Origin of the sequence: Sphingobacterium chuzhouense (assembly GCF_014692525.1) — a bacterium.
Taxonomy (GTDB): Bacteria; Bacteroidota; Bacteroidia; order Sphingobacteriales; family Sphingobacteriaceae; genus Sphingobacterium; species Sphingobacterium chuzhouense.
This window is the reverse complement of record NZ_JACNYL010000002.1, coordinates 650,372-676,087: the sequence shown is the minus strand read 5'-3', so window position 1 is coordinate 676,087 and position 25,716 is coordinate 650,372. Positions and strand designations below refer to the sequence as shown.

Annotated in this window: 19 protein-coding genes and 1 tRNA gene; 6 read left to right on the top strand and 14 right to left on the bottom strand. The window is 40.7% G+C overall.

What is annotated here, in order from left to right; genetic code table 11:
* Positions 1-24: 24 nt before the first annotated feature.
* Together H8B21_RS09270 and H8B21_RS09265 are read right to left on the bottom strand one after the other, a co-directional pair.
* Complete coding sequence (locus tag H8B21_RS09270) at positions 25-2,214, bottom strand: glutamine synthetase III family protein (RefSeq protein WP_165294230.1); 2,190 nt, start codon at positions 2,212-2,214, stop codon at positions 25-27.
* A 179-nt stretch (positions 2,215-2,393) separates the two neighbouring features.
* Positions 2,394-5,135 (bottom strand): S9 family peptidase, encoded by a 2,742-nt coding sequence (locus H8B21_RS09265; protein WP_190313487.1) that lies wholly within the window; start codon positions 5,133-5,135, stop codon positions 2,394-2,396.
* 229 nt (positions 5,136-5,364) lie between these two features.
* Here H8B21_RS09265 and H8B21_RS09260 point away from each other — a divergent pair, with 229 nt between their 5' ends.
* A complete protein-coding gene (locus H8B21_RS09260; RefSeq protein ID WP_165294228.1) occupies positions 5,365-6,099 on the top strand; it encodes an SIMPL domain-containing protein in 735 nt (244 codons plus the stop codon).
* Positions 6,100-6,104: 5 nt separating this feature from the next.
* Here H8B21_RS09260 and rnhA read toward each other — a convergent pair whose 3' ends face one another.
* On the bottom strand, positions 6,105-6,593 hold the full coding sequence (gene rnhA, locus H8B21_RS09255; RefSeq protein WP_190313486.1) for a ribonuclease HI: 489 nt from the start codon (positions 6,591-6,593) through the stop codon (positions 6,105-6,107).
* A 62-nt stretch (positions 6,594-6,655) separates the two neighbouring features.
* Positions 6,656-9,115: an endopeptidase La gene (gene lon / locus H8B21_RS09250; RefSeq protein ID WP_190313485.1), complete on the bottom strand. Its 2,460-nt coding sequence runs from the start codon at positions 9,113-9,115 to the stop codon at positions 6,656-6,658.
* Positions 9,116-9,398: 283 nt separating this feature from the next.
* Here lon and H8B21_RS09245 point away from each other — a divergent pair, with 283 nt between their 5' ends.
* Positions 9,399-10,070, top strand: coding sequence for a tetratricopeptide repeat protein (locus H8B21_RS09245; RefSeq protein ID WP_165294225.1), 672 nt, complete (start codon positions 9,399-9,401; stop codon positions 10,068-10,070).
* Between the two features lie 54 nt (positions 10,071-10,124).
* On the opposite strand, the gene H8B21_RS09240 is transcribed toward H8B21_RS09245, so the two are convergent.
* From H8B21_RS09240 to H8B21_RS09215, 6 genes are all read right to left on the bottom strand, one after another.
* On the bottom strand, positions 10,125-11,618 hold the full coding sequence (locus tag H8B21_RS09240; protein WP_190313484.1) for a RagB/SusD family nutrient uptake outer membrane protein: 1,494 nt from the start codon (positions 11,616-11,618) through the stop codon (positions 10,125-10,127).
* A gap of 30 nt (positions 11,619-11,648) precedes the next feature.
* Entirely contained in the window at positions 11,649-14,762 is a 3,114-nt protein-coding gene (locus tag H8B21_RS09235; RefSeq protein ID WP_190313483.1) for a SusC/RagA family TonB-linked outer membrane protein, read from the bottom strand.
* A 220-nt stretch (positions 14,763-14,982) separates the two neighbouring features.
* Positions 14,983-15,456: a helix-turn-helix domain-containing protein gene (locus tag H8B21_RS09230; RefSeq protein WP_190313482.1), complete on the bottom strand. Its 474-nt coding sequence runs from the start codon at positions 15,454-15,456 to the stop codon at positions 14,983-14,985.
* A 533-nt stretch (positions 15,457-15,989) separates the two neighbouring features.
* Positions 15,990-16,286: an HU family DNA-binding protein gene (locus H8B21_RS09225; protein ID WP_130140537.1), complete on the bottom strand. Its 297-nt coding sequence runs from the start codon at positions 16,284-16,286 to the stop codon at positions 15,990-15,992.
* Positions 16,287-16,535: 249 nt separating this feature from the next.
* On the bottom strand, positions 16,536-16,976 hold the full coding sequence (locus H8B21_RS09220; protein ID WP_190313481.1) for a VOC family protein: 441 nt from the start codon (positions 16,974-16,976) through the stop codon (positions 16,536-16,538).
* A gap of 131 nt (positions 16,977-17,107) precedes the next feature.
* On the bottom strand, positions 17,108-18,187 hold the full coding sequence (locus tag H8B21_RS09215) for an agmatinase family protein (protein ID WP_190313480.1): 1,080 nt from the start codon (positions 18,185-18,187) through the stop codon (positions 17,108-17,110).
* Positions 18,188-18,324: 137 nt separating this feature from the next.
* On the opposite strand from H8B21_RS09215, the gene H8B21_RS09210 reads away from it, so the two are divergent.
* From H8B21_RS09210 to H8B21_RS09195, 4 genes are all read left to right on the top strand, one after another.
* The gene (locus H8B21_RS09210) at positions 18,325-19,203 is read left to right on the top strand and encodes a Ppx/GppA phosphatase family protein (RefSeq protein ID WP_190313479.1); all 879 of its coding nucleotides are present in this window, start codon (positions 18,325-18,327) and stop codon (positions 19,201-19,203) included.
* A 62-nt stretch (positions 19,204-19,265) separates the two neighbouring features.
* Positions 19,266-19,349, top strand: a tRNA-Leu gene (locus H8B21_RS09205).
* Positions 19,350-19,548: 199 nt separating this feature from the next.
* Entirely contained in the window at positions 19,549-19,986 is a 438-nt protein-coding gene (locus H8B21_RS09200; RefSeq protein WP_190313478.1) for an SRPBCC domain-containing protein, read from the top strand.
* A 21-nt stretch (positions 19,987-20,007) separates the two neighbouring features.
* The gene (locus H8B21_RS09195) at positions 20,008-20,853 is read left to right on the top strand and encodes a VOC family protein (protein WP_190313477.1); all 846 of its coding nucleotides are present in this window, start codon (positions 20,008-20,010) and stop codon (positions 20,851-20,853) included.
* A gap of 42 nt (positions 20,854-20,895) precedes the next feature.
* Here the strand turns inward: H8B21_RS09195 and H8B21_RS09190 are convergent, their stop codons facing one another.
* From H8B21_RS09190 to H8B21_RS09175, 4 genes are all read right to left on the bottom strand, one after another.
* Complete coding sequence (locus H8B21_RS09190) at positions 20,896-21,279, bottom strand: diacylglycerol kinase (RefSeq protein WP_190313476.1); 384 nt, start codon at positions 21,277-21,279, stop codon at positions 20,896-20,898.
* Between the two features lie 32 nt (positions 21,280-21,311).
* The gene (locus H8B21_RS09185) at positions 21,312-23,426 is read right to left on the bottom strand and encodes a catalase (RefSeq protein ID WP_190313475.1); all 2,115 of its coding nucleotides are present in this window, start codon (positions 23,424-23,426) and stop codon (positions 21,312-21,314) included.
* 142 nt (positions 23,427-23,568) lie between these two features.
* Positions 23,569-24,363: a (Fe-S)-binding protein gene (locus H8B21_RS09180; RefSeq protein ID WP_190313474.1), complete on the bottom strand. Its 795-nt coding sequence runs from the start codon at positions 24,361-24,363 to the stop codon at positions 23,569-23,571.
* A gap of 10 nt (positions 24,364-24,373) precedes the next feature.
* Positions 24,374-25,666, bottom strand: a complete 1,293-nt coding sequence (locus H8B21_RS09175; RefSeq protein WP_190313473.1) for a (Fe-S)-binding protein — start codon at positions 25,664-25,666, stop codon at positions 24,374-24,376.
* Positions 25,667-25,716 lie beyond the last annotated feature (50 nt).

The window sequence follows — 25,716 nt, the reverse complement described above, 5'->3', positions numbered from 1 at the left end:
GAGGTTAGTAGCGCTGAATTTTTATTATCGCAAGAATAACAACTCTCTCAATTTTGGAAGCGGCCATTTATTATCGTCGATAATTTTTTCCAATTTGTTTACGTGATAACGAATCTCGTCAAAATAAGGTTTGACCACCTCATCGTAAGCAATGGCAAGTTCACGTATATCTTCGATGGTATTGGCACGTTTACGAGCTTGACGCATCTCTTCCGCTTTTTCCAAAATCAGATTGGTATGTTTTGAGATACGCTCTACTAAATTGATCTGAGAACTATATGATTCTTTAGGCAAACCTAAGTCTTTCAAACCTTTTACGTTCTCAATAAGCTCATTTTGGTAAATAAAACATACCGGTGCAATCTGGCTGGTTACGACTTCACCGATTACACGCGCTTCGATTTGAAGTTTCTTAAAGAAGTTCTCCAACAAAATCTCATGGCGTGCTTCTGACTCACGTTTTGTATAAATACCTAATTTTTCAAATAACGTGAGGTTTTCCTCTTTAACATATACATCTAACGCTTTAGGCGTTGATTTGATATTCGAAAGCCCACGAGCTTCCGCTTCAATCGCCCATTCTTCACTATATCCGTTACCTTCAAAACGAATCGCTTTAGATTCTTTGATATATTTCCGGATGACGTTAAGCAGTGCTAAATCTTTTTTAGTGCCTTTTTTAATCTGTTTATCTACTTCTGTTTTAAACTCGATAAGTTGGTTAGCAACGATAGCGTTGAGTACAATCATCGGTAACGCGGAGTTTGCAGAAGAACCAACAGCACGGAATTCAAATTTATTTCCAGTAAAAGCAAAAGGCGAAGTACGGTTACGATCCGTGTTGTCCAGTTTCAAATCTGGGATTTTTGGAATGCCGTGCCATAAGTTGGCATCGTTTTTCACTTTTTTCGCTACACGGGCTGATTCTACTTCTTCCAGGATCTCATCTAGTTGAGAACCTAAGAAGATAGATATAATCGCTGGCGGAGCTTCATTTGCACCTAAACGATGGTCATTACTATGGCTGGCGATGGAAGCGCGAAGTAAATCAGCATGTTCATAGACGGCTTTAATTGTATTGACGAAAAAGGTCAAGAACATCAAGTTGTTTTTCGGCGTTTTGCCTGGCGAAAGTAAGTTAATACCTGTGTTGGTAATCAATGACCAGTTGTTATGTTTACCTGATCCGTTGATTCCGCTGTATGGTTTTTCGTGTAGTAATACTTTAAAGTGATGACGAACGGCGACTTGTTCCATCAGGTTCATCAACAGCTGATTGTGGTCGATAGCCAAGTTGATTTCCTCGTACATAGGAGCACATTCGAATTGAGAAGGAGCTACTTCATTGTGTCTGGTTTTCAATGGAATACCAAGCTTTAGTGCCTCGTTCTCTAAATCGACCATATAGGCTAATACACGCTCTGGAATGGCACCAAAATAATGGTCTTCCAGTTGCTGTCCTTTTGCGGACAGATGCCCAAAAAGGGTACGACCTGCAATTTGAAGATCCGGACGTGCATGGAATAACGAAAGATCGACTAGAAAATACTCCTGTTCGATACCCAATGAAGCATTAACTTTCGTTACGGATTTGTCAAAATACTGCACAACATCGGTAGCAGCTTTATCGACGGCTGCTACGGCTTTTAGCAAAGGTGCTTTATAATCTAAAGATTCGCCTGTATAAGAAACAAATACCGTGGGGATACATAACGTTTTGCCCGCTGCTGTTTCGAAGATAAAAGCAGGAGAAGAAGGATCCCAAGCGGTATAACCGCGAGCTTCAAATGTATTACGGATACCACCACTCGGAAACGAGGATGCATCCGGTTCTTGTTGTGCAAGGGCATCACCTGTAAATTTCTCGATAGCTTCCCCATTATCATCAGGTTCAAAGAAAGCGTCGTGTTTTTCAGCTGTACTTCCTGTCAATGGCTGAAACCAGTGGGTGTAATGTGAGGCACCATTACTGATAGCCCATGTTTTCATTGCTTGAGCAATCTGGTCGGCGAGTTCCCTTGAAAATTTTGTGCCCTCATCAATGACCTGAAGAAGTTCTTTATACGTACTTTTGGAAAGATGATCTCGCATCTTCGCAATAGTGAAGACATTCTTTCCGTAGATACTCGTTGGTCTTAATGATTCTACTTTTTCCATATCCTCCATTGGACGAGATATGGCTAATTCTGCTGCTTTAAATCTAGGGCTTGACATTTTTTTTATAATATTTTTATAGTTTCGGTTGATTTTTCGGTGTAAAATTACGTTTATTTTTGTAAATGAAAGTAAAAAATGAAAAAAAATAAAGATATTTTGTCTTTTGATGGTTGTAATAATGAATAATGCAACTTTTTTAGTGAAGTTTCATTATTATTTTTGTTTTTTTTAGGTTTTTATTCAAATCCCCAGTCTATTCCTTTGTGTTTTGCCGGAACTCCATGTTCAATCCACGGAGCAGTAGGTTTGCCTTTGAGGAAGTGGTCGAAGAATTGAGCTTGCCGGATTTGAATGTCTTTTCGGTTTTGCCTTTTCATAAGATTATGTTCGTCTCCATTATAGTTTAACAGCCACACTGGTTTCTGTAATCGTCGTAATGCCGTAAACATCTCGATGCCTTGATACCAGGGAACTGCGCCATCACTATCATTGTGCATAATCGCAACAGGTGTCGTTACCCGATCTAAAAAGAATAATGGTGAATTTTCGATATAGCGGTCACGGTCCTCCCACAACGTTTTTCCGATGCGTGATTGTGTTCGTTCGTATTGGAATTGTCTGGACATACCACTTTGCCAACGGATACCGCCATACGCAGATGTCATATTGACAACCGGTGCTCCACTCCACGCCGCCGCATACATATCCGTCCGCGTAATTAGATGCGCCACTTGATAACCGCCCCAGCTTTGTCCTTGAATAGCCATTTTAGTGGAGTCAACCCAAGGATGCTGCGCTAAATAACGCATGCCAGAATTTACATATTCCTCTGCGGATTTTCCCGGGTAGCCTATTTCATAGCGTATATCTGGCGCAAATACCAAATATTCGTTACTTACATAATAAGGAATATTCAATCGGGAAGGAGTGGGAGCTGGAGCTTGATATGTATATAGTCCATTGCTTAACTTCTCATAGAAATAAGCAATAATCGGGTATTTCTTGTTCGGATCAAAGTTCTCGGGTTTATATAAAATACCTTCCGCTGCAAAACCAGACGGCGTCGTCCATTGTACCAATTCTGCCGTTCCCCAATTATAGGTCGCTTGTTGCGGATTGATATCGGTAAGACGGGATTCATTCTTGAACTGTTTGCTTACATATAAATCGGGAGCATGGGTATAATTTTCTTTGGTATATATAACCGTTTCGCCATCCAATGCACGTTTAAAGTTCCGGAATGTATATCCATCAGAAAAGATTTCATTTGGTTTTCTGTTTTTAGAAGTGTTCACTGTATACACGCCGTTATATTTGGTGCTTTCGTTAAATCCAGTGATAAAAACATTTTGTCTGTCAGGGATAAGCGTTGTTTTGTATCGTGGATTATCGTTTTGATTTAAATCGACATAGCGGAAAATGGTTTGGGTTGCACGCCCCTCACCGTTAGTGAGTAGTTCTTTTCCTTTTCCTGCCAAATTAAATTTCCATATATCATACCGATCATAAATGTATACATCTTTGCCATCTGTAGACCAACCGGCTATACCATAAGCGCCTGGTAAGGTAGGGGAATCATTTTCTTCGTCAACGAAACTCACGGGCAAACCATCGTTTAACAAAACCACTCGTCCCGAGGAAATATGGTAGCTATGCCAATTACCGGTTTCGCGATCAAAATAGAGTACAAAATCTCCTTTTGGCGATAAATAGGCATAACCATTTAGGTTTTCTTTCACCGTCCGTTTTTCGCCGGATAGGGTGGATACGGTATATATATCGGTGAGGGCAAAACCTTCCCATTGCGAAGCTATGCGCTTGCCAAAATCAGATGCAGCTAATATCCATTCGTTATTAGCGTCGTCCGTGGTACGGGTGTGGTTGAACGTGTCGTCAATAAGTGGCACCAGGCGATTGCCATTTTTTGGGTAAATTACGGTTAAGAAATTTTTGCTTTTATCCCGTTTCAGATTGGCGAGCTGTTGTGGCTGTATATAATCGTCTTTCCAATGCCAGATGTCCACCTGTGCATGTTCAAAATCGACTAATGTGGTATCTTTTGCTTTTGGGATCGGTGCCAGTCCAAAAAATAGCTTTTCCCCGTTTGCACTGAATTTAAGTTCCCCATCACCACTTACATACCATTGGGAAGGCATGCCAACACTTTGTTGGCTAGCAATAATGTGAGCGGTGTCGAGTTGAGGCGTATAGTAGTAAAGCTTGAAGTCTCTAAGAAGTGATTTCTCTGGCGTTTTATCAGCGAGAAAGGCGAGTTGTGTACCATTATCATCGAAAAGTAGTTCTTTATAAACACCTTGACCATTGCTTATTTTTTTTAATTTTTTATTGGGTATATCAAAAATATAGAGACCAGCGTCGGTTGAAAGGGAATCCTTCTCTATATTCTTCTTCGAAAATAGTAAGTAGTCTTCGTTTGGACTCCATGCAAATTCATCTACTTTATGGAAATTCAATGTATCTCCCGTAACAAGGTTTCTTAGGTGAAGGATAGAAACGGAATCAGCGCCAAGAAAGGCCACGTATTCATTTTTGTTCTGAGCTAGTTTGTAGGTGCTGATCGCGGGAATTTTCCACTGTTCTTGTTGTTGTATATTGAGTATAATTAAGGAGTCCTTCGGCATATCCGCATTTTTCTTCTTTTTGATTTTTGCTTGTCTGGTTTCTTCGAAAGTGGGTTTGATCTTAGCAATAAGAAAAGATTCATCCTGCGTAAGCTTTGCGTCTGCGACACGTGGTAAAGAAAAAAGGAGTTCATTATCCCTACTTTTGAGCTCGAACAGCGCGTCCCCTTCTTGTGGGGTAATCTGGTATTGGATGAATTGTCCGGTTTTGCTAACTTCAGCATTGTTAATACTTTTCCAATTATCATAAACGCTGTGATCTAATGGGCGTTTCTGTGCAAATCCGGTAGATACGAGTAATAAGATACTTAACGTAGAGGTTATACTAATTTTCATCTGATTGAATTATTCAAGCCCATGCAGGTGTCATCGGGGTGAATTAACTAATTTGTGCTGAAAGTAAGAATTAAAACGTAAAAAGTCAATTAATTATCCATGTTTACAAAACACGGCGCGAATCAAAATAATCTGGATATTCCATATGGCCTTTAGAAAACAATTATCTTCATATGAATTAGGCATGGAAATTGGTGGAAAACATCCGTATCATTATATAAAAACAAATATGAAATCAAATAGTATAATTGCAGCAGTCATAGGGGGCCTGGCTATCGTGATTTTCGCTGCGGTATTGGCGAATGCCTATAAATATAAGTACAAAATCAGCAATACAATAAACGTTACGGGAAATGCCAAAAAGGATTTCGAATCGGATATTGTAAAATGGTCGGCATACTTCAACCGTAAATCGATGGATTTAAGTGCAGCGTCAGAACAGTTAAAAAAGGACAGGGATTTGGTGCGTCAATTTCTGGAACAACAAGGTATTAATCCAAAAGAGATTGTATTTAATGCGGTCAACATCAACCGGGAGTTTTCTTACCATTCAGATGGACAAGGCAACAGCTATAATACATTCACGGGTTATAATCTGTCGCAGAATGTGAGCATCGAATCAAAAGATTTAGATAAAGTAGATAATGCTTCGCGTGAAATATCCACGTTGATTTCACAAGGCATCGAGTTGAGTTCAAACTCGCCTAACTATTACTATTCGAAATTGGAAGACTTGAAATTGGAATTGATCTCCCAAGCATCCGAAAACGCAAAACAACGTGCTGCGAACATTGCTACAGAGGCAGGCTCGGCGTTAGGAGATTTAATCAAAGCAGATTTAGGTATTTTCCAGATCACGGGGCAAAATGACAATGAGGAATATTCGTATGGGGGTGCTTTTAATACAACTGCCCGGAATAAAACGGCGAATATTACCGTAAAAGCAAGTTACACGGCGAAATAATATCGTTATATCGTTGCTTCAAAGACTGAGTCGACCTGCCAGTTGGCTTTATCTTTTGAAGCTTTTACGGCCAGTTGGTCGCAACGTTCATTCAACGGATGTCCGGCGTGGCCTTTTACCCAAACCAACTTGATTTGATGTTGTTTATATAAATTCATCAGCCTCATCCAGAGATCCTTGTTCTTTTTACCTAGAAATCCTTTCTGCATCCAACCATATACCCACTTTTTCTCGATAGCATCGATAACATATTTGGAGTCGGAATATATAGTGACTTTTTGATTGGTATTTTTGAGCGCTTCCAGGCCTACGATCACCGCTAAAAGCTCCATACGATTATTGGTCGTTTTTCTAAAACCACCAGAAAATTCCTTTTCGATAAGCTTGCCTTGAAATACGGGGTTGCTACCTTGATAAACTGTTCTTAAAATCGTGCCGTAACCACCTGGACCTGGATTGCCGCTTGATGCGCCATCTGTATAAAGTTCAATCATTGGGTACTAAAATAAATAATTCTTACATAAAAAGCCCGCTTTATGATCGCGGGCTTATGAAACTAATTTATACGATTCAAATCCTTTGGGTGCTTAACTTTCTGCTTTAAAAGTGCAATGTCAATAACTTCAGACATTTTGGTTACATAATGGAATTTCAAATCTTTGACATAGTCTTCCTTGATTTCCAAAACATCTTTTTCATTCGCCTTGCACAAAATGATTTCCCTGATATTGGCGCGTTTGGCAGCTAATATTTTTTCCTGTATACCACCAACTGGGAGTACACGCCCACGTAACGTGATTTCACCGGTCATTGCCAGTTTTTCTTTTACTTTTCGTTGTGTGAAAAGGGAGGTTAGAGCGGTTAACATTGTTACACCGGCAGAAGGGCCATCTTTTGGTGTAGCACCTGCCGGAACGTGGATATTAACATCCCATTTGTCAAACACATTATAATCTATACCAAACTCTTCCGCATGGGATCTTAGGTATGCCATTGCAATCGCAGCAGATTCTTTCATCACATCTCCCAGGTTACCAGTTAAGCTTAGCTTTCCTTTTCCAGGGCTTAAACTCGATTCGATGAATAGAATATCGCCCCCAACTGCGGTCCAGGCAAGTCCTGTAACAACACCGGCTGTCTCATTGTCTTCATACAAATCTTTGTCAAATAGGGGAGCGCCAAGAATCTCCTCTGCCATTTGCGGGGTTATTTTCGGATTATATTCCTTCTCCATAACAATACGTGTGGCTACGCCCCGTACGATAGAGCCAATTTTCTTTTCTAAACCACGCACACCCGATTCCCGCGTATATTCCTCAATGATTTTCTCAATCACTTTGTTAGTTAGCGAAATATCTTTTTTTGCAAGTCCGTGTTGCTGAAGTTGCTTCGGAAGAAGATGTTTTTTGGCAATTTCTATCTTTTCTTCGATTGTATAACCATTTACTTCAATGATTTCCATACGATCCAACAGAGCGGGCTGGATACCATTCAATGAGTTTGCGGTAGCGATAAACATGACTTTAGAAAGGTCGTATTCCATCTCTACATAATGATCATAAAAGTTCGTGTTTTGCTCTGGATCTAATACTTCCAGCAAGGCAGACGATGGATCTCCTTTGAAATCCGCACCTAGCTTATCTATCTCATCGAGAACGAAGACAGGGTTGGATGTTCCTGCCTTATTAAGAGATTGGATAATGCGCCCGGGCATAGCACCAATATAGGTTTTTCGGTGTCCGCGGATTTCTGCTTCATCGCGGATACCACCTAGTGCCATACGTGTATATTTACGTCCCAATGCCTTTGCTATAGATTTTCCCAGGGATGTCTTTCCGACACCTGGAGGCCCTACCAAACAAAGGATAGGCGCTTTCATGTCATTTTTAAGCTTTAATACCGCTAGATATTCGATAATGCGTTGCTTAACTTTTTCTAATCCATAGTGGTCTTTATCAAGGACTTTTATTGCTCTATTTAAATCAAAGTTATCTTTCGTATACTCTCCCCAAGGCAAATCGAGTAATAACTCTAAATAGTTAATCTGGACGGAGTAATCGGCAGCAGCCGGGTTAATACGTCCGAGCTTCTCCAACTCTTTATTGAAATGCTTTTGCACTTCTGCTGGCCATTTCTTCGCTTTAGCTCGGTTTTCCAGCTCTTGCATTTCCAAGTCAGGCGTGTTACCTCCAAGTTCCTCTTGGATAGTCTTGAGTTGCTGGTTCAGGAAATAGTCCCGTTGCTGTTTGTCCAAATCTACCCGGACTTTGTTCTGGATTTGATTTTTTAGCTCCAACATTTGGATTTCGGTCGTGAGATGCTCCAATAGGATTTTAGCGCGTTTCACAAAGTCTTTTGTCTCTAACAGTTCTTGTTTCTGTTCAATCTCCAGAGACATATTCGAGGAAATAAAATTCACCAGAAATGTCGGACTCTCAATATTTTTAATTGCTAGACCAGCTTCACTGGGAAGATTAGGCGAGAGCTGGATAATTTGCAGTGCCATCTCCTTAATAGACGAGATCAAGGCTTTAAATTCTCTGCTCGATACTTTGGGTTTATCTTCTGCTACACGTTCCACTCTTGCTTTTAAATAGGGATCAGCAGAGACCATCTCCGTTATCTTAAATCGCTGCTTGCCCTGGATGATTACTGTAGTATTTCCATCGGGCATTTGCAAAATTTTAATGATATTAGCCGCAGTACCGATTTTATGGAGTTGATCTAGCGTAGGTTCTTCGATACTCATGTCTTTTTGAGACACGACACCAATCGTGCGATCCCCTTTATAAGCTTCCTTTACTAATTTAATGGATTTGTCCCGCCCCACTGTAATGGGGATGACTACGCCAGGGAAAAGCACTGTGTTCCTTAAGGGGAGTATAGGTAATATTTCAGGTATATCCGCTTTCGTCATCTCTTCTTCATCCTGCGAGCTTAACAACGGAAAAAACTCCGTGTCTTCGTTTATGACAGAAAATACGTGTTTGATATCAAATGTGTCGTTTTTATTCATATATGCGTGTGTTCTTCCGACAATCTGTCAGAATTTTAACTGATTTCTGAGATAGTAATTATGGAATCAGTATGTGCAAGAGAAATGCCAACTTTAAAATTTGGTATCATTTATGTTAAGTAAACAGGGAAACCTGTTAAAAAGGCAGATGACAAAAACATTATGTTATAAATAAAATGTGGAAATGTTTATAACTTCGCATTGTGTTGTTAAACTATTTAGCAGACATTTATTCCAATGAAATAGTGCGTAATAAAAATTAGCATAGAATAAAACAAATTATATGAAACGGAGATTTTTGAGTAACCCATGGAGAGCAGTGAAATTAGGCTTAGCTTCGGCTACACTTGCTTTATTTACATTAACAGTTCAGGGACAGGAGCAAGCTCAGCATAGCAATCCAAATGTTCGTTTAGGTCAGAAAGCGTTATTGGAAGGCGATTTTAAATCAGCAGCTTCCCACTTACAAAAAGCACTTCCTACTGAAGCAAACGATCCAGACGTACAATATTTATTGGGATATTCTCAATTCCATAATGGAGATTATAATAAGGCTATCGAAACATTTAAAAAAGTCATCTCCTTAGACCCTAAACATACTTCAGCCTATTATTATAAAGGTAAGGCAAGTAGCAATTTGGCGGTTGCGAATGGAAGTAAATTAGACAATGCCGCAAAAGAGCAATTATTAAAAACTGCTATCGAGGATTATAGCAAAGCGGTAGCAATTACACCAAATGATGCGAAACTGTATCAAAATAGAGCGATAGCCTATCGTGACCTTGGTATTTTGACCGGGACATCGGGAGCAGCTAATTATAATAAAGCGAAAGCGACAGATGCTTATAACAAGGCTGTAACTGATTATGAAAAAGTACTTAGCTATGATGCTTCCCGTAAAGACATCCAAACGGAGGTGAAAAAAGCGAAAGTTTATCGGGATAATTTAAAATAGCGATATCAGAATGATGAAGAGGGGCAATTCAATTGAATTGCCCTTTTTTGTAGATTAATCGTTATTATTAAGACTGGGATTCCGACGGATCTCTTCATTTGGAATTGCAAAAATGTAATAACGGCTGTTGGCCGTGAATGGTTTTCCATCCGGGAAGTTAACAACACGGTGTCCCTGCCCGTTCACTTTTTTGACTTCACCATCTGGTGTGGTGATTTCAACTTGAATAGGCGTACCATCACTATTTAAAAATGCTTTTCGTACAACCGGTGCCTGGGTGCGGATAATGTCCGAAAGCGCGAAACCTTCTCCCCAAAGTTCTTTTCGGCGTTCGATAAGTATTTCTTCGAGCAATTCACCGGAAGCAGCTGAATAAAGAGGAGCATTTCTTGCGGTTCTCAACGTGTTGAGCGCTTCTGTTGCTTTTGCTGTTTGTCCGGCACGAGCATAACCTTCAGCGGCAATTAACCACATTTCAGCAGACCTCATGTATACAATATCACCAATTAGATTAGATTTGAATTTAAATTTTTTATACCTCAAAAAACCTTCTCTTCCCGGTTCGCCGTCCCATTCAAATAGCTGATAACGGATATCTCGCTGATCAAATAGATCTTTAAAATAAGGGTCGGCCATGAAACTGAAATAATAAGATCCAGATGAGGAAACATCGAGGTAATGAAATGTATAACTTGCTGTATTCTGTTCACTTGTCTGCACGTGTCCCCAGATCCATTCTACATTTCCCACATCATTAAACCCTTGTTCGTAGTCGCCGGCCGCCATAAGGTCATATCCTTCTTTTGCGTTTTCTGCTGCTTCAGCCGCTTCTGTCCATAACCCCATGTTCAGATAAGCTCTAGCTAATAATCCTTGTACAACATGTTTGTCGATTTTGTACTTGTCTTCGCGTTCGTAATCCTTCAAGAGAGTGGATGCGTCATGAAGATCATTCAAAATAAGGGTGTAGATATCTTCTAAGCTTGCTTTTGGCTGTCCCTTTGTTTCCCGGGTGGTTGGTTCCGTATAGATAGGTACCGTTAGCGCATTTTTGTCTTTTTGGTAACTGAACTGATAGAAGGAAGCTAAATTGAAGTAACAAAATGCTCTCAAAGCTTTCGCTTGTCCTTTTAAAAGTTCCTTGTCCGTATCACTGCCTTCTGCAGCATCGACTTTGTGAATAACATTGTTTGCATTATCAATCACCTTGTATAACAACGTCCAAAGCGAAGTTACACGATAGGCAGATGAATTGATCATTTCATTAAAGGTATAAGGATCACGGTAGCCATATTTAGTGGTTACGGCGACGTCGTTTCCCATTGCGTCACTGGTTCGCATGAACGCCGTGTAACCCGGATTGGCATAGGTAAAGTAGGTGTCGTTTAAGTATCGCCATGTACCTTCTATAACGGTTTCAATGTTCTCCGTTGACTTATAGATTTCAGTGTCCACTACAGCGTCAGTGGGTGCTGTATCGAGTATGTCGCTGCAGGAAGATAAAGACAGCGTTGTCCAAATTGCGATATATACGTGTGTTAATTTCATTTTTTATTTTTTTAATTCTTATATCAAGATTTATAAACCCAGTTGTAACCCGCCGGAAATAGTACGGATAGCGGGATATCTATAATAAGTTGCTCCATTTACCGTTTGCTCGGGATCCATTCCTTTATGTCCGTAAAAAGTAAATAAGTTTTCTGCAAGCGCAAAGACCCGCAAGCTACTTATCCCTATGCGTGATAGTATGGATTGGGGCACCGTATAACCAATACTTACGTTCTTCAAACGAGCATACGTTCCACTGTAGAGAAAGCGGGAGGAAGTGGCCGTCCAACTCAAATTATCTGTGGTCAAGCGAGGTACATCAGTTTCTGTATTTTCGGGTGTCCAGCGGTTTAAGATCTCCTTACTCCAGGCGCGGCCAGGCGTATTGCCATTATGCATAATCATCAGATAATCATTATCTAAAATCTGTCCACCGATACTAAAGCTTAGCAATGCAGAAAAATCTATGTTTTTATAAGAAAAACTGTTGTTTACTCCGCCCACGAGTTTTGGTAATGAACTGCCTTGTATAAAGCGTCCCGCATCGCCATGGACGGAGGTTGTTTCGTCGCTTCTGTTGCCGTCCTCATCGGCTAGATACCACAGCGGATTTCCATTTTCTGGATTTACTCCTGCCCATTGCGGTATATAAAAGTCATAAATGGAACCACCTATGCGTAAAAGTTTATTTCCAGCATCTAGCGGCTCGTTGTTTTCCGTAGGAAGTTCCGTTATCTGATTGCGATAATGTGAAAAGTTCACATCTAGATTCCACCGAAAATCTGCAGTTCTAACGGGTATCGTGCGTAAATCTATATCGAAACCAGTATTTTTCATGGAGCCGATATTTGCGTCATATCCGGTATAGCCTGATGACAGCGGTAGCGGCATGGTAAACAAAAGATCCTTACTCTGTCTATTAAAGTATTCTGCAGACAACGAAATCCGATTTTGAAGTATAGCAACATCCAAACCGATGTTAAAATTGAGATTTGTCTCCCATTTTAAATCCGGTGTAGGGAGACGGTTTGTTACGGTACCTCCTTTACCTAAATTATTCGCTATCGTGTACAAACCCTGATGAGCATAGTACGTTCCGAGATTATCATTGCCTTGTCCGCCATAGCTGGCACGTAACGTTAACTGGTTAATAAGTGTCTGGTCTTGAAAAAAGCTTTCTTCCGCAATTTTCCATGATCCACCGATAGACCAAAATGTACCCCATCGACTTTCTGGAGCAAATCGCGATGAACCATCGGTTCTCAAAGAAGCGGAAAGATGATAACGGTTCAGGTAATTATATTCTGCCCGACCTAAGAAACTCAATAATCTATAATCGGAGGCTGACCCCGTAAATGAATTCAATTGTGATGCGGCGACAGGCTCATAGAATCCAGGCAATACGAAACGTTCACGATCTCCACTAATGTTGGCGGAATGGAAATCATAATATTCGTGTCCAGCTAGCACATTGAGATGGTGATCTTCAAATTGCTTGTCGAAAGTCAAGATATTATTCCAGGTCTGCCCTACGGTACGTACGTTGGATTTATATACAGTCCCTCCGCGATCGACTGAATTACCGTAGAGTGGATTGGTGTAATCGTGGGTATTGGCGTTGATGTAATCCACGCTATAGGTAGATCGAAATTTTAATGCCGGGTGCAATACGGCCTCTAAATATGCCCGAGTGGAAACGTTTTCTCGGAGAATATCGTTTTTATCCAGCGGGAGGGATGCAGCCAAATTGTTTCGAGGAGTAGCTCCGCTAGGGCGGTAGTCACCAAAATCCCAAATTTTATTATCATACGCATCCGTCTCGTAACTGCCATCTGGGTTTCGTTTATAATAAGGGTAAAAAGAGGGCACAAGCCTGGAGAAATTAATAATGTTGGCTGTGTTGCTATCTTCCGATTGGGGGTATTTCTGCAGTGAACTACTTCCGGCAAAGTTAACTCCGGCATTCAGCCAAGGACGTAGTTTCGCATCGATATTTGAACGAATGTTATAGCGCCGATAGCCGGATTCAATAGCGATTCCGTTTTCGTTCAAATAACCACCCGAGATAAAGTAGGTATGGTTTTCGCCACCACCGCTCAAATTGAGATCAGCTTGTGTGCGGCTGCCTATACGTTGTAATACGTCCGCCCAGTTGTCGTTCCATAAAGGTTTAGCTCCCGGCGCCAATTGTCCATCGAGCCCAATTGGCTGTGGATAATCCGGTCCATAAGGATTAATATTTAAATCGGTGAGTAATGTACTACTTGCATTTCGGGCAGCCTGTTCCGGGGTGAGGTTGCTGGAAAGATTCTTATTGCGAAGGGCTTCCCAGTAAAGCATAAAATACTCGTCCGTTGTTACCTGTTCGTAATCTTTTACTGCTCGACTTGTGGCGCCTTGGGTAAAATTGACGTTAATAGCTGCTTTTTCACTTGCGTGTCCACTTTTCGTCGTAATGATGATGACACCATTTGCACCTCGTGAACCATAGAGTGCACTTGAAGCTGCGTCCTTTAATACGCTGACGGATTGGATATCATTCGGATTAATAGCGTTGATATCCCCCATATACGGGCTGCCGTCGACAACATAGAGCGGATCGGCTGATGCATTGATCGACCCGATTCCGCGGATACGGATGGTAGCCCCTGTGCCGGGTTGCCCCGACGAAGCCACGGACTGTAATCCGGGAACTTGTCCTTCAAAAGCTTTTGAAATGTCAGAAACTTGCCGATTTTCAAGCTGTTTGTTGTTAATCGTGCTGACGGATCCTGTGATATTTCCTCTGCGCGAAGTTCCATAAGCTACAACTACGACCTCATCTAAGTCCTTACTTGACGCTTCCATCGATACGTCAATTGTGGAAGAAGTGAGCGGGAGACGTTGCGTGTCATAACCCAGATATGAAAATATCAGTTCAACGGCAGTGTCGTCAACTTCTATACTATAACGTCCATCCACTTGGGTGGATGTGCTATTCAATTGATCGGAAACCTGGACACTTACTCCGGCTAATGGTTGCCCAGTAAAAGTATCTTTAACTGTTCCTTGTATGGTACGGGTCTGGGCGGTAAGGGACAGCCAAGGAACCAAAAACAATACAAGTGTCAGATGGGCATAAAAACATGTTGTAATTCTAGACATAAGTACGGCATTTAAAATTAATATTGTTTGCTTTTTGAGTACATATTTGCTGGTATCGCAGAAGACCAGTTTGTGTTACTCTCTTTAATTGAGGTGCAAATATAAATAATATATATAGATTTAGTAGTCTTTATTTAGTTTGTTATGCAATTATTTTTAATACGTTGTAGGATAGTGGTAAATCAGTTGTTGCGAGAGGGGAGAGGGTGAAATTTATGTTTTATTTCTTTTTTACGTAGCGTTTGATGTTACCCTCCTTAATATATTCCAATTCTCCTTCTTTACAGTAACCTGTGAGGTAAACCGAGAATTTGTTGCTCTCGCTTTTGTCTGATTCTAACTTTTCGATAACTTCTGCGACGCGTTTCGGTGTATAAAAGAAATCGCTGTTATTGACTAGTTCGTCGAGTTTTTTAGTAATATCGATTCGACGCTTCGTTGATGGAGGTAATGTGTAGAGCGGTGTTAGATCTATATCATTTGCAAAAACATCCTTGGGTTGTATTTTTAGGGCACGACAAATAAGTAAGAAATTGTTTAATGTAGAGCCCTTTCCTTTTTCTAAGGCAGAGACAGTATTGACAGTAAGTCCTGTCATATTAGCGATGTCATTCTGTGAGAAAGACAATGCTTCGCGTCGGGCACGAAGTTCGGCGCCGATGCTAATAAGTATATCCCGGTTAATACGTAGCACATCGCAAATAGAATCATTGTTTGCGCAAATATTATATAAATAAAATTTAATAAACATTTGCTTTTAATAAAATATGTTGTATATTTGAAATGTACCGTATATCTTAGTCCATGCAAACCGAATATGTGCATTTATGTAACTAGATAGTTGGCTAAGGTTGAACTGAATGTTAATCTTATAAAAAGATTTGCTTAATATTTTTGAAACGTCAGAAAGGGGGAGTTTACTCTCTTACTATCGAATTGTTCTTTATATATTGATAAAAAGTAGAATGGAAGAATCATTTGGTGATAGGTGGTAGCAGTCTATGTGTCCGTTTGTAGTGTGTCTACAACACAAACTTTATGATACACAGCCCGGTATGAGCGGAGAAAACACATAGACTTCCCTACCACTGTTAAAGCCGATAAAGATCCCCAACTTACGCAGCCTCGTTAAAATCCGCTAAGTATACACGTCATACGGGGCTGCCGTAAGTTGTTCAAAAAAAAATAGGGAGCCGAAGCTCCCTATTTTTTTTGAACACAATTTTCCTATTTTTTCTTTCCTTTTTTGGGAGCATCTACTGCTTCCTTAAGGGCTTTACCTGCTGTAAATTTAGGAAGTTTTTTCGCAGCTATTTTGATAGTAGCACCAGTTTGTGGGTTTCTACCGTTGCGAGCAGCACGATCAGATATACCAAAAGTCCCGAAACCAATTAAGGTAACGTTTTCGCCTTTTGCTAACGATGAGGATACAGCTCCTGTAAAACTGTTAACGGCTTTCTCTGCTTGTGACTGCGTAATTCCAGCCTCGCTGGCAATATGCTTAATCAAGTCTGTTTTGTTCATTATTATTCAAGTTTAAGATTTATAGTGTATGTACTAATTCTATGCCACAAATGTAAATTTTAGATAACAATATTCATTTTTTATCTCTCAACTATCTATATCCTACCCTTCTATAGTTGCATATTAGGCTTATCGTTGCTCTCGGTTCGAATATAAATATAATATCGTTTAAACCAAAATTAATCCTAAAGAATAATAATTTTTTTTCCTTTTCCTTAAAGAATAAGCCTTTGAAGCCCAGATCGATTATTACATTGTTTTGTTACCTTCGTAATGAACCATCCAAGCAATACCAAATTGGTCTATAAAGGAAGAGAACAGCTCGGCGAAGAATGTTTCACCTATATCCATTTCCATTGTTTGGGCATTTACACTGAGTTTGTCGTGTAGTTCTCGAGCCTGTTCGGGTGAATCGGTATCTAGCATAATATAGTTGGCTGTGCCAAATACAGCTTTTTGACCAAAACTCTCGATACAGTCTGAACCCATGATCATCGCATGTTCGTTAATTTGTAATGCCGTGTGCATGATTTTGTTCTTGTCTGTCTCCGGAACACTAAAATTAGGATCGGCGGGCATATCTCCAAATCGATGGATTCCTAATAGTGGTCCGCCGAAAACAGTTTGGTAAAACTGAAAAGCTTCTTCGCAGTTTCCATTAAAGTTAAGGTAAGCGTGTAGTCTTGTCATGATTTTAGATGTTTTGTTTACATCAAAGATAAGCGCTTGGGGGAGGGAACGTCTTGCCATAAGGCAAGAAAAGAATGGGGAGAAAAATACCAGAAAGGCAGACAGTAGCCTGCCTTAGGGAATAATATTTTTTAAAAGGTAAGAGGGGTACCGGTATTTAATCCGTTGTTTTTTGCTAATACACCACAAAGGTGGAATAAGAGACGTGCACCCACATTCCCATCCCATTCATCGGTCTCGCCGGGTGATACTTCGACTAGGTCAATTCCAATAATGTGTTTGTCGGAATTAGCCAGAACGTTTAGCATATAGGTCACTTGTTCGTATGATAGCCCTCCTGGAACGGGTGTTCCGGTGTTCGGACAGTACCAACGATATAGGGCGTCAATATCGAAGCTTACGGCGACATTGTTTGGAAGTAAATTAATAATTTCATCTACTTGTTGGCGCCATGTTTTTCCCTCAAATTGTTTTGCTTTGAGATCTGAATCTGTGAAAACATGTACTTTTCCAGATGATTTTACAACGGAAACTTCTTGTTCACAAAAATCACGTATCCCTACTTGGACCAATTTGCTGACTTGAGGCAACTGAATGGCGTTATACATAATAGAGGCATGTGAATAGGTAAAACCTTCGTACGCGATGCGCAAGTCCATGTGTGCGTCGAAATGAAGGATACCGAAATCGTCATATCTTTCTGACAAAGCACGGTAATAACCTAACGGAGTAGAATGGTCGCCGCCAAGTAGGATCACCTTTTTTCCCATTTCCAGCCAATTTGATACACGTTGATGTAAAGCATTATTCAAAGTCTCACAAGCTTCATTGATAATGGCTAAATCTGCTTGTAGTTCGGGGCTTTGTTGAATATTCTTTCCTGCTTCCAGGGCTTCTATAATCGGTTGGGCTAACTCTTTGTAACGTTCGCTATTGGATATCCAATGCTCAGGAGCTTCGTCCATGTAAATGCCGAGTTTCCATAGATCGGGAAACTCCTGATGAAGTAAGTCTACTTGAAAGGACGCTTCCATAATAGCTTCTGGACCTAGTGACGCTCCTGCACCATAACTCACGGTTACTTCCCAAGGAACTGGGACGACGATAATTTCGCTTTCATCCGCAGTAAAAGGTAAACCATAGATACTGGCGTCAGCCAATCCCGGTTGTGATGGATCAAAACTTGCTATTTTGTGTTCTTTTGTAGACATAGAGTAACGATTTGATTTTTTTGTAAAGATAATAGAAAGAATAAAATAGATACATTAACTTAATACAATATTAATATTGGATTTGTTAATATTGTGCATTATTAAAGTTATAATTAACACCATCAAAAAAATTATCTGTGAGATACGGAGCTATAGACATCGGATCTAACGCTGTTAGATTATTGATTGCAGAGGTTAACCCTGAAACTAAACCTGTTGAATTTAAAAAAGAGGCACTTATCCGTGTACCATTGCGTTTAGGGGATGACGCATTTATAGATCATCATATATCAAAACCAAAATTTGATAATATGGTGAAAACCATGCAAGCTTTTCGCAATTTAATGGACGTTTATCGTGTTTCCGACTATATGGCTTGTGCTACTTCCGCTATGAGGGATGCGGACAATGGAGCGGATATTGTAAAAGCATGTAGAAAGGTAGGGGTCGATATCCAAATCATAGATGGGGGTAAGGAAGCTAAAATTATTTATAATAGCCACCTCCAAGATAAGATGGACGCTGATAAAGTTTATCTCTATATTGATGTGGGAGGAGGAAGTACGGAGATTTCTCTTTTTGCAGATGGGAAGCTTGTGGCTTCCAAATCTTTTAATTTAGGGACTATACGAATATTGGACAATCAAGACAGTCCCGATACTTGGGATGATATGAAACAATGGGTAAGAGATCATACTAAAAAATACAAACATATATATGGTATCGGAACGGGGGGAAATATCAATAAGCTTTCACGGATAGCCAATGATAAAGCCGACAAACCGATGTCTTATGCAAAGCTTAGGGCTATTTATCAGCATTTGAATGCTTATTCCCTTAAAGACCGTATTCATGTACTAGGATTGAAGCAGGATAGGGCTGACGTTATTATTCCGGCTGCAGAGATTTTCCTCACCATTATGAAAGTAGGTCGTTTGAAGAATATCGTCGCTCCCAGGGTTGGTCTAGTAGATGGAATTATTCAGACTTTGATAGACAATAACTTACAGAAATAATCGCAAAATTGCCGAAAATCTTTCTCAAATGTCTTAAAAAGCATTACTTTTGCTAACGCAATGCCCAGGTGGCGAAATTGGTAGACGCACCATCTTGAGGGGGTGGCGCTCGCAAGGGCGTGGCAGTTCGAATCTGCTCCTGGGCACACTCAAATAATTAACTGTTAAAGAGGTCATTTGACCTCTTTTGTTTTTTACTCCAATTTATACTTTAATAATCTGCTGGATAGTTACGTTTTCCATTTTTCTTGTCTTATGAAAAGTCTTTTCATTAAAAATCTTTAGAACTTGCCATTTCGGATATGTGCTATCCTTGAGTTTCTAACAATTTAAAATTATTGTAAGATGAAAGTAACAGCAAAAGCGTCAATTGGAATACAGAAACCCATAGAGGAGATTTTTGAAGGTATCGTGAACCCGGAAATTATGGTAAACTATTTTATTTCCAAAGGTTCGGGACGTATGGAGTCGGGAAAAGAAATCTATTGGGAGTTTCCGGAGTTTGATGGAAGCTACCCTGTTTCGGTAAGGGAAATCAGAAAAGATGAATATATTTCCTTTGTCTGGGATCCAGATTCTTTCGTGGAAATCAAATTGGAATCGCTAACCAACGGTGATACGGTCGTGCGCGTTTTTGAAGAAGGACATCAGCCTGATGATGAAGGTATTAAATGGGCAATCGGCCAAAGCGAGGGATGGGCTAATTTTCTGGCTTGTATGAAGGCTTGGTTAGAATACGGCATCCATTTAAGAAAAGGTGCATTTGATTTTATGAAGAGTTGAAACGGTTTATATTTTAATATCATGAAGAACAATATTTATCCCTGTATCTGGTTCGACAAGGACGGAAAAGATGCTGCACAATTTTATATCGATATATTCGGCGATGGAAAAATTACGACAGACACGCAAATGGTCGTCACATTTGAACTGAGTGGACAAAAGTTTCTTGCGCTGAATGGCGGACCGGAAGCCAAGCCCAATCCGGCTGTTTCGTTTATGGCTGTTTTGGAAGATAGAGACGAACTGGAAAGCATCTGGAACAAGCTATCTGATGGCGGAACCTTGTTGATGCCGCTAGATAAATATGAATGGAGCGAAAAATACGGCTGGATTCAGGACAAATTTGGCGTTTCGTGGCAACTTTATTTTGGGAAAGTAAACGACGATGTACACGGACAAAAATTTATTCCGACTTACATGTTCACCCAACAATACAATGGTAAGGCAGAAGAAGCATTGAATTTTTATGTGAAGCTGTTTAAAAACAGTAAAATAGACGGTGTAATGAAACACCAGGAAGGGGAGATGCAAGGCTTGGTGATGCACGCGCAGTTTGTGCTGGATGATTATGTCGTGGCGGCGATGGATGGCGGAAACGGGCATGATTTTCAATTCTCTTGGGGAAATTCCATGTTCATTGAATGTGAAACACAAGAAGAAATTGATCGGTTCTGGAATGCTTTTGCGGATGGCGGGGAAGAAAGCCAATGTGGGTGGATCCGAGATAAATTCGGGGTTTGGTGGCAGGTAATTCCCAAACAATTAATCGTTTGGATGACTGATCCCCAACTCGCGCCCAAAGTGAGTGCTGCTTTTTACAAAATGAAAAAAATCGACATTGAAACGTTGAGAAAAGCTATAGAATAACAGAAGAGGATAATTGCCAAGCTGCTGTATGTTAGTAGACGTTTATAGCATTGTCAATAGTTTTGGTACGAAAATACACCCCGCAATGACAGCTGACATAAGAGCGCTTATCAATACGGCTGCCGCTGCGAGATCTTTGATGATTTTGATTTTGTGATGGTATGCTGGAGATATATAATCACAGATATGCTCTACGGCGGTATTGATTATTTCTGTTGTGAAGACGATGCCAATACATAAAATTACAGCGAGCCATTCACTTTTATCGATATCGAAATACCATCCACACATTATTGCAACAATGGCTGCAATAATGTGTATCCTGGCATTAGGTTCTTGGCGAATAAGATGAAGCAATCCTTCAATAGCATATTTAAAGCTTCCTATCCTCCTAGCAAAAGTGAACTTTTTGTTATTACTTGACATTCTTCATTTTTTAATGTCAGCTTTTGGACGATCTACGCAGGCACTTTGCGTGGTTTCTCCCTTTCCCAAACACGATGGCCTTTCATCACGTTGATAAAGTCATTCGTTAAATTATCCTCACCTTCAAAAATAACACCCTTATCCTTTTTTATAAATGATTTAGCGGCGAGCTCTTCAGCATCTTTTGCAAATGCTATTGCTTTACAATGCCGGTAAGCTTCGTTTATAAATTGCAGGTAATCGGGATTTTCAGCTAGTTTACTTACAGATTCGCCATCTGGCGTATAAAAAGCGTCATAACAGACCGAAGCATCGGTGAGGTACGAGTGTTGTATTTCCTCTTCGCCGCCTTCTTTGAACTTTATTTTTCCTACATGGGACGAAATGAGAACGGCTTGAGCTCCTTCTGCTTCCAGTGCCATACGCATTTTGTCGACCGAAGCCCTACTTACGCCATCATCGACTAAAAAAGCCACTTTACGCGTTTTGATGTTACCTTTTCTGTCTTTCACCTTCATGCTCAACGCTTCGGATTTTTCCACTTCCGGCTTTTTAGGCTTAATGGGATAATTGGGATGGTTCTGCCGCGCAAACTTCAAGGTTAACGGATCTAGTTCCTTTGGTGGAACTAAGCCTAAATTGTCTCCGACCTTTTTAGCTAACGTGCTGTCAATCTGGTTTAAAATTGCCAGTTCACGTCTGCGAATGTTCTCGTCATTTACTTTAGACAGCTCGAAACTCAATGCGCTGATAATGTGTTCTTGCTCTTCTTCGCTTTGCGAATGGAAGAATAATCTTGCTTGTGTGAAGTGGTCCGCAAAAGAATCCGATCGGGCTCTGACTTTAGCGGCATCTATCGGTTGCTTGTGCGATTGATAACCTGTTTCTCCTTTTAACATGGCATGGTACGGGCATCCTTCAGCTTTACTGTTGGGGAAATAACTTACTTCACCTTTTAAAACATCCATTCTGGCAAATCCATCTTTTTGATTGTTATGTTTACCGTTTATCGGTCGATTTATTGGCAGTTCATGAAAGTTGGGTCCGCCCAGCCGGTAATTTTGTGTATCCATATAAGAGAATACCCGTCCCTGTAACAACGGATCATCAGAAAAATCTATACCCGGAACTACCCGACCGGGATCGAAAGCTACCTGTTCTGTTTCCGCAAAAAAGTTTTCAGGATTACGGTTTAGGGTCATCGTGCCGATAATCTGAACAGGAACTAACTCCTCCGGAACTATTTTGGTAGGATCGAGAAGATCAAAGGAAAACTTCATTTCATCCTCCTCTGGAATAAGTTGTACACCTAAATCCCATTGTGGGAAATCTCCGTTTTCAATGGCTTCCCATAAATCTCGACGATGAAAATCGGAGTCAAATCCCGATATCTTCTGCGCCTCGTTCCAGGCGACAGAATGTACACCCAGTTTTGGTTTCCAATGGAATTTCACAAAAGTGGCTTTTCCCTCTGCATTAATAAACTTAAACGTATGCACACCGAAACCTTCTATCATACGGAGGCTTCTGGGGATTGCCCTGTCAGACATAACCCACATGGTCATGTGAGCTGCTTCGGGCATTAAGGAGATAAAATCCCAAAAAGTATCATGTGCGGAGGCTGCCTGTGGCATTTCATTGTTGGGTTCGGGTTTTACCGCATGCACTACATCCGGAAAATTCATAGCGTCTTGAATGAAAAAAACGGGAATATTATTTCCTACTAAATCATAGTTGCCCTCTTCCGTATAAAATTTAACAGAAAAACCTCTTACATCTCTAGCCAAGTCTGTAGAGCCTTTAAACCCAGCTACCGTTGAAAATCGCGTGAAAAGGGGCGTGATGGTTCCTTTTTTCAGAAATGCGGCCGTGGTATAGGCTGACAAGTCGGCGGTAGCTTCGAAAATACCATGTGCGCCGGAACCTCTGGCGTGTACAACGCGCTCGGGAATACGCTCCCGATCGAAATGCATCAGCTTATCGAAATAAATATGATCCTGTTGAAGAGAGGGGCCACGATCGCCTGCTTTCAATGTATTGTTGTTGTCGTAAATAGGGACGCCATCATTGGTCGTCATTACTTTTTGATCATTGTTAACGAGGTGCTGATCAATATGATCAGCCTTAGAACTGTTTTTGTCTTTCATGATAATTCTAGTTTAATGTTAGCACGGATATTGAAATAAACTAAAGGAATTACCCAAATGGGATATACCTAATGCTTGTTAGTTAAACAACTGAGGAAGATGTTTGTTTTGCTGTTCAAGCGAAAATTAAGTAGACAGTATCCTACAGATTATTCGCTTTGGCTGTAATTTCGGCAACATCTAGTACCTGAATCTCTTGTTCTTTTTCTTTCGCTTTAACACCGTCCCGTAGCATGGTCATACAGAACGGACAAGCGGCAGCAACTATGGTTGCCTTCGATTCGATCACATCTTCCACACGTTCTATGTTGACATCTTTTTTTCCCGGTTCCGGTTCTTTGAACATCTGCGCACCACCTGCGCCACAGCACAAGCCGTTGCTCTTACAGCGTTTTAGTTCGACCAGATCTGCGTCAAGCACTTCCAGTACCCGCCTGGGTGCTTCATAGACCTCATTAGCACGGCCTAAATAACAGGGATCATGATAAGTAATACGTTTTCCTTTAAATTCATTTCCATCGGCAGGTTTGAGTTTACCTTCTGCTATCAACGATTGGATAAGTTGGGTATGATGGATGACTTCGAAATTCCCGCCTAAATTGGGATATTCGTTTTTGAGTGTATTGAAGCAGTGGGGGCAGGCCGTGACAATCTTCGTTATTTCATACCCATGTAATACCTCGATATTCATCATTGCCTGCATCTGAAAGAGAAACTCGTTTCCCGCTCTTTTTGCCGGATCGCCTGTGCAATTTTCTTCTGTACCTAAGATGGCGTATTTTATGCCTACATGCTGTAAAATTTTGCAGATAGATTTGGTGATACGCTGGGCGCGTTCATCGAAACTGCCCGCACATCCGACCCAAAATAAAAGATCCGGACGTTCACCTTTTGCTGTCATTTCTGCTACTGTAGGGATATGAAACGTTGTTTCCATAAGCTCTTTGTTATTGATTTGTCCAGTTAGCACGATCCGCTTGTGCGTATTTCCAAGTTGCTCCGTTATTTTCTAAATTGCCGAACATAGCGTTGATACTTGCAGGCGCTTGTGATTCCTCCATTACTGCATATTGGCGTAATCCGATGATAATCTCCAACGGGTCGATATTGACCGGACAAGCTTCTACACAGGCGTTGCACGTTGTGCATGCCCATATTTCTTCTCTCGTGATATAGGTATCGATCAACGATTTGTTATCGTCTTGAAAATCCCCGTTTTTCACCATATTTTGTCCTACTTCTGCCAATCGATCCCGGGTGTCCATCATGATTTTGCGAGGTGACAAAAGCTTGCCTGTGATGTTGGCCGGGCAGGCCGCCGTACAACGGCCACATTCGGTACAGGTGTAGGCATCCAGAAGATTTTTCCAGGTGAGATCCTGCACGTCCTTAACGCCAAACCGGCTAACTTCTCCTGTAGGTGGGGGAAGCGATGGATCCAGCATTACTTTCACTTCTTCGGTTACGGCAGGCATATTGTTGAATTTACCCTTTGGCTCTAATTTCGAAAAATAGGTGTTAGGGAAAGCTAGAATAATATGTAAATGCTTCGATATCGGGAGATAGTTTAAGAAGGCTAACACGCCGATAATATGAAACCACCAAGCGAACCTTTCTATTCCTATCAAAGTAGAGGTAGATTCAGGCAATAAGGGAAGTAGAAACTGGCTGACTGGAAATGCACCTGCATGGTGATAGGCTGGATGATTAAGCTGCTGAAGTTTAAAGTCGGCGGCATTCATGAAAAGAAATGCCGTCATGAGTAATATTTCCGCAATTAGGATAAGATTGGCGTCTGTTTTTGGCCAGTTTTTGAGCTCTCGGCCGCCAAAACGATAAATATGAAGTGCATTTCGTCGAATAAGAAAGATAATACAACTGAATAGTACCGCGAAAGCCAACCACTCAAAAGCATATATAAGACCGTTATAAACAGATCCTAGCGAAGAGAACACGCGATGTGTACCGAATAATCCATCAATAACGATTTCAAGCATCTCGATATTGATAATGCAGAAACCTACATATACACATAAATGCAATAAGGCCGCGAGTGGCTTCTTGAACATCTTTTTTTGTCCGAAAGCAACCAAAAGCATTAATTTCAAGCGTTCACCCGGTCTGTCGCTTCGATTTACAGCTTTGCCAAGCTTTATATTTTTGTAGATATGGCGAGCGTTTCTAGCGAAAACCACTATGGCGAGTGCGAACAAACAAAAGAAGATGATTTGACCCATCATAACTATTTTAGTTGGTTTCTACACAAATATAGCGATACGGTTTATACTAT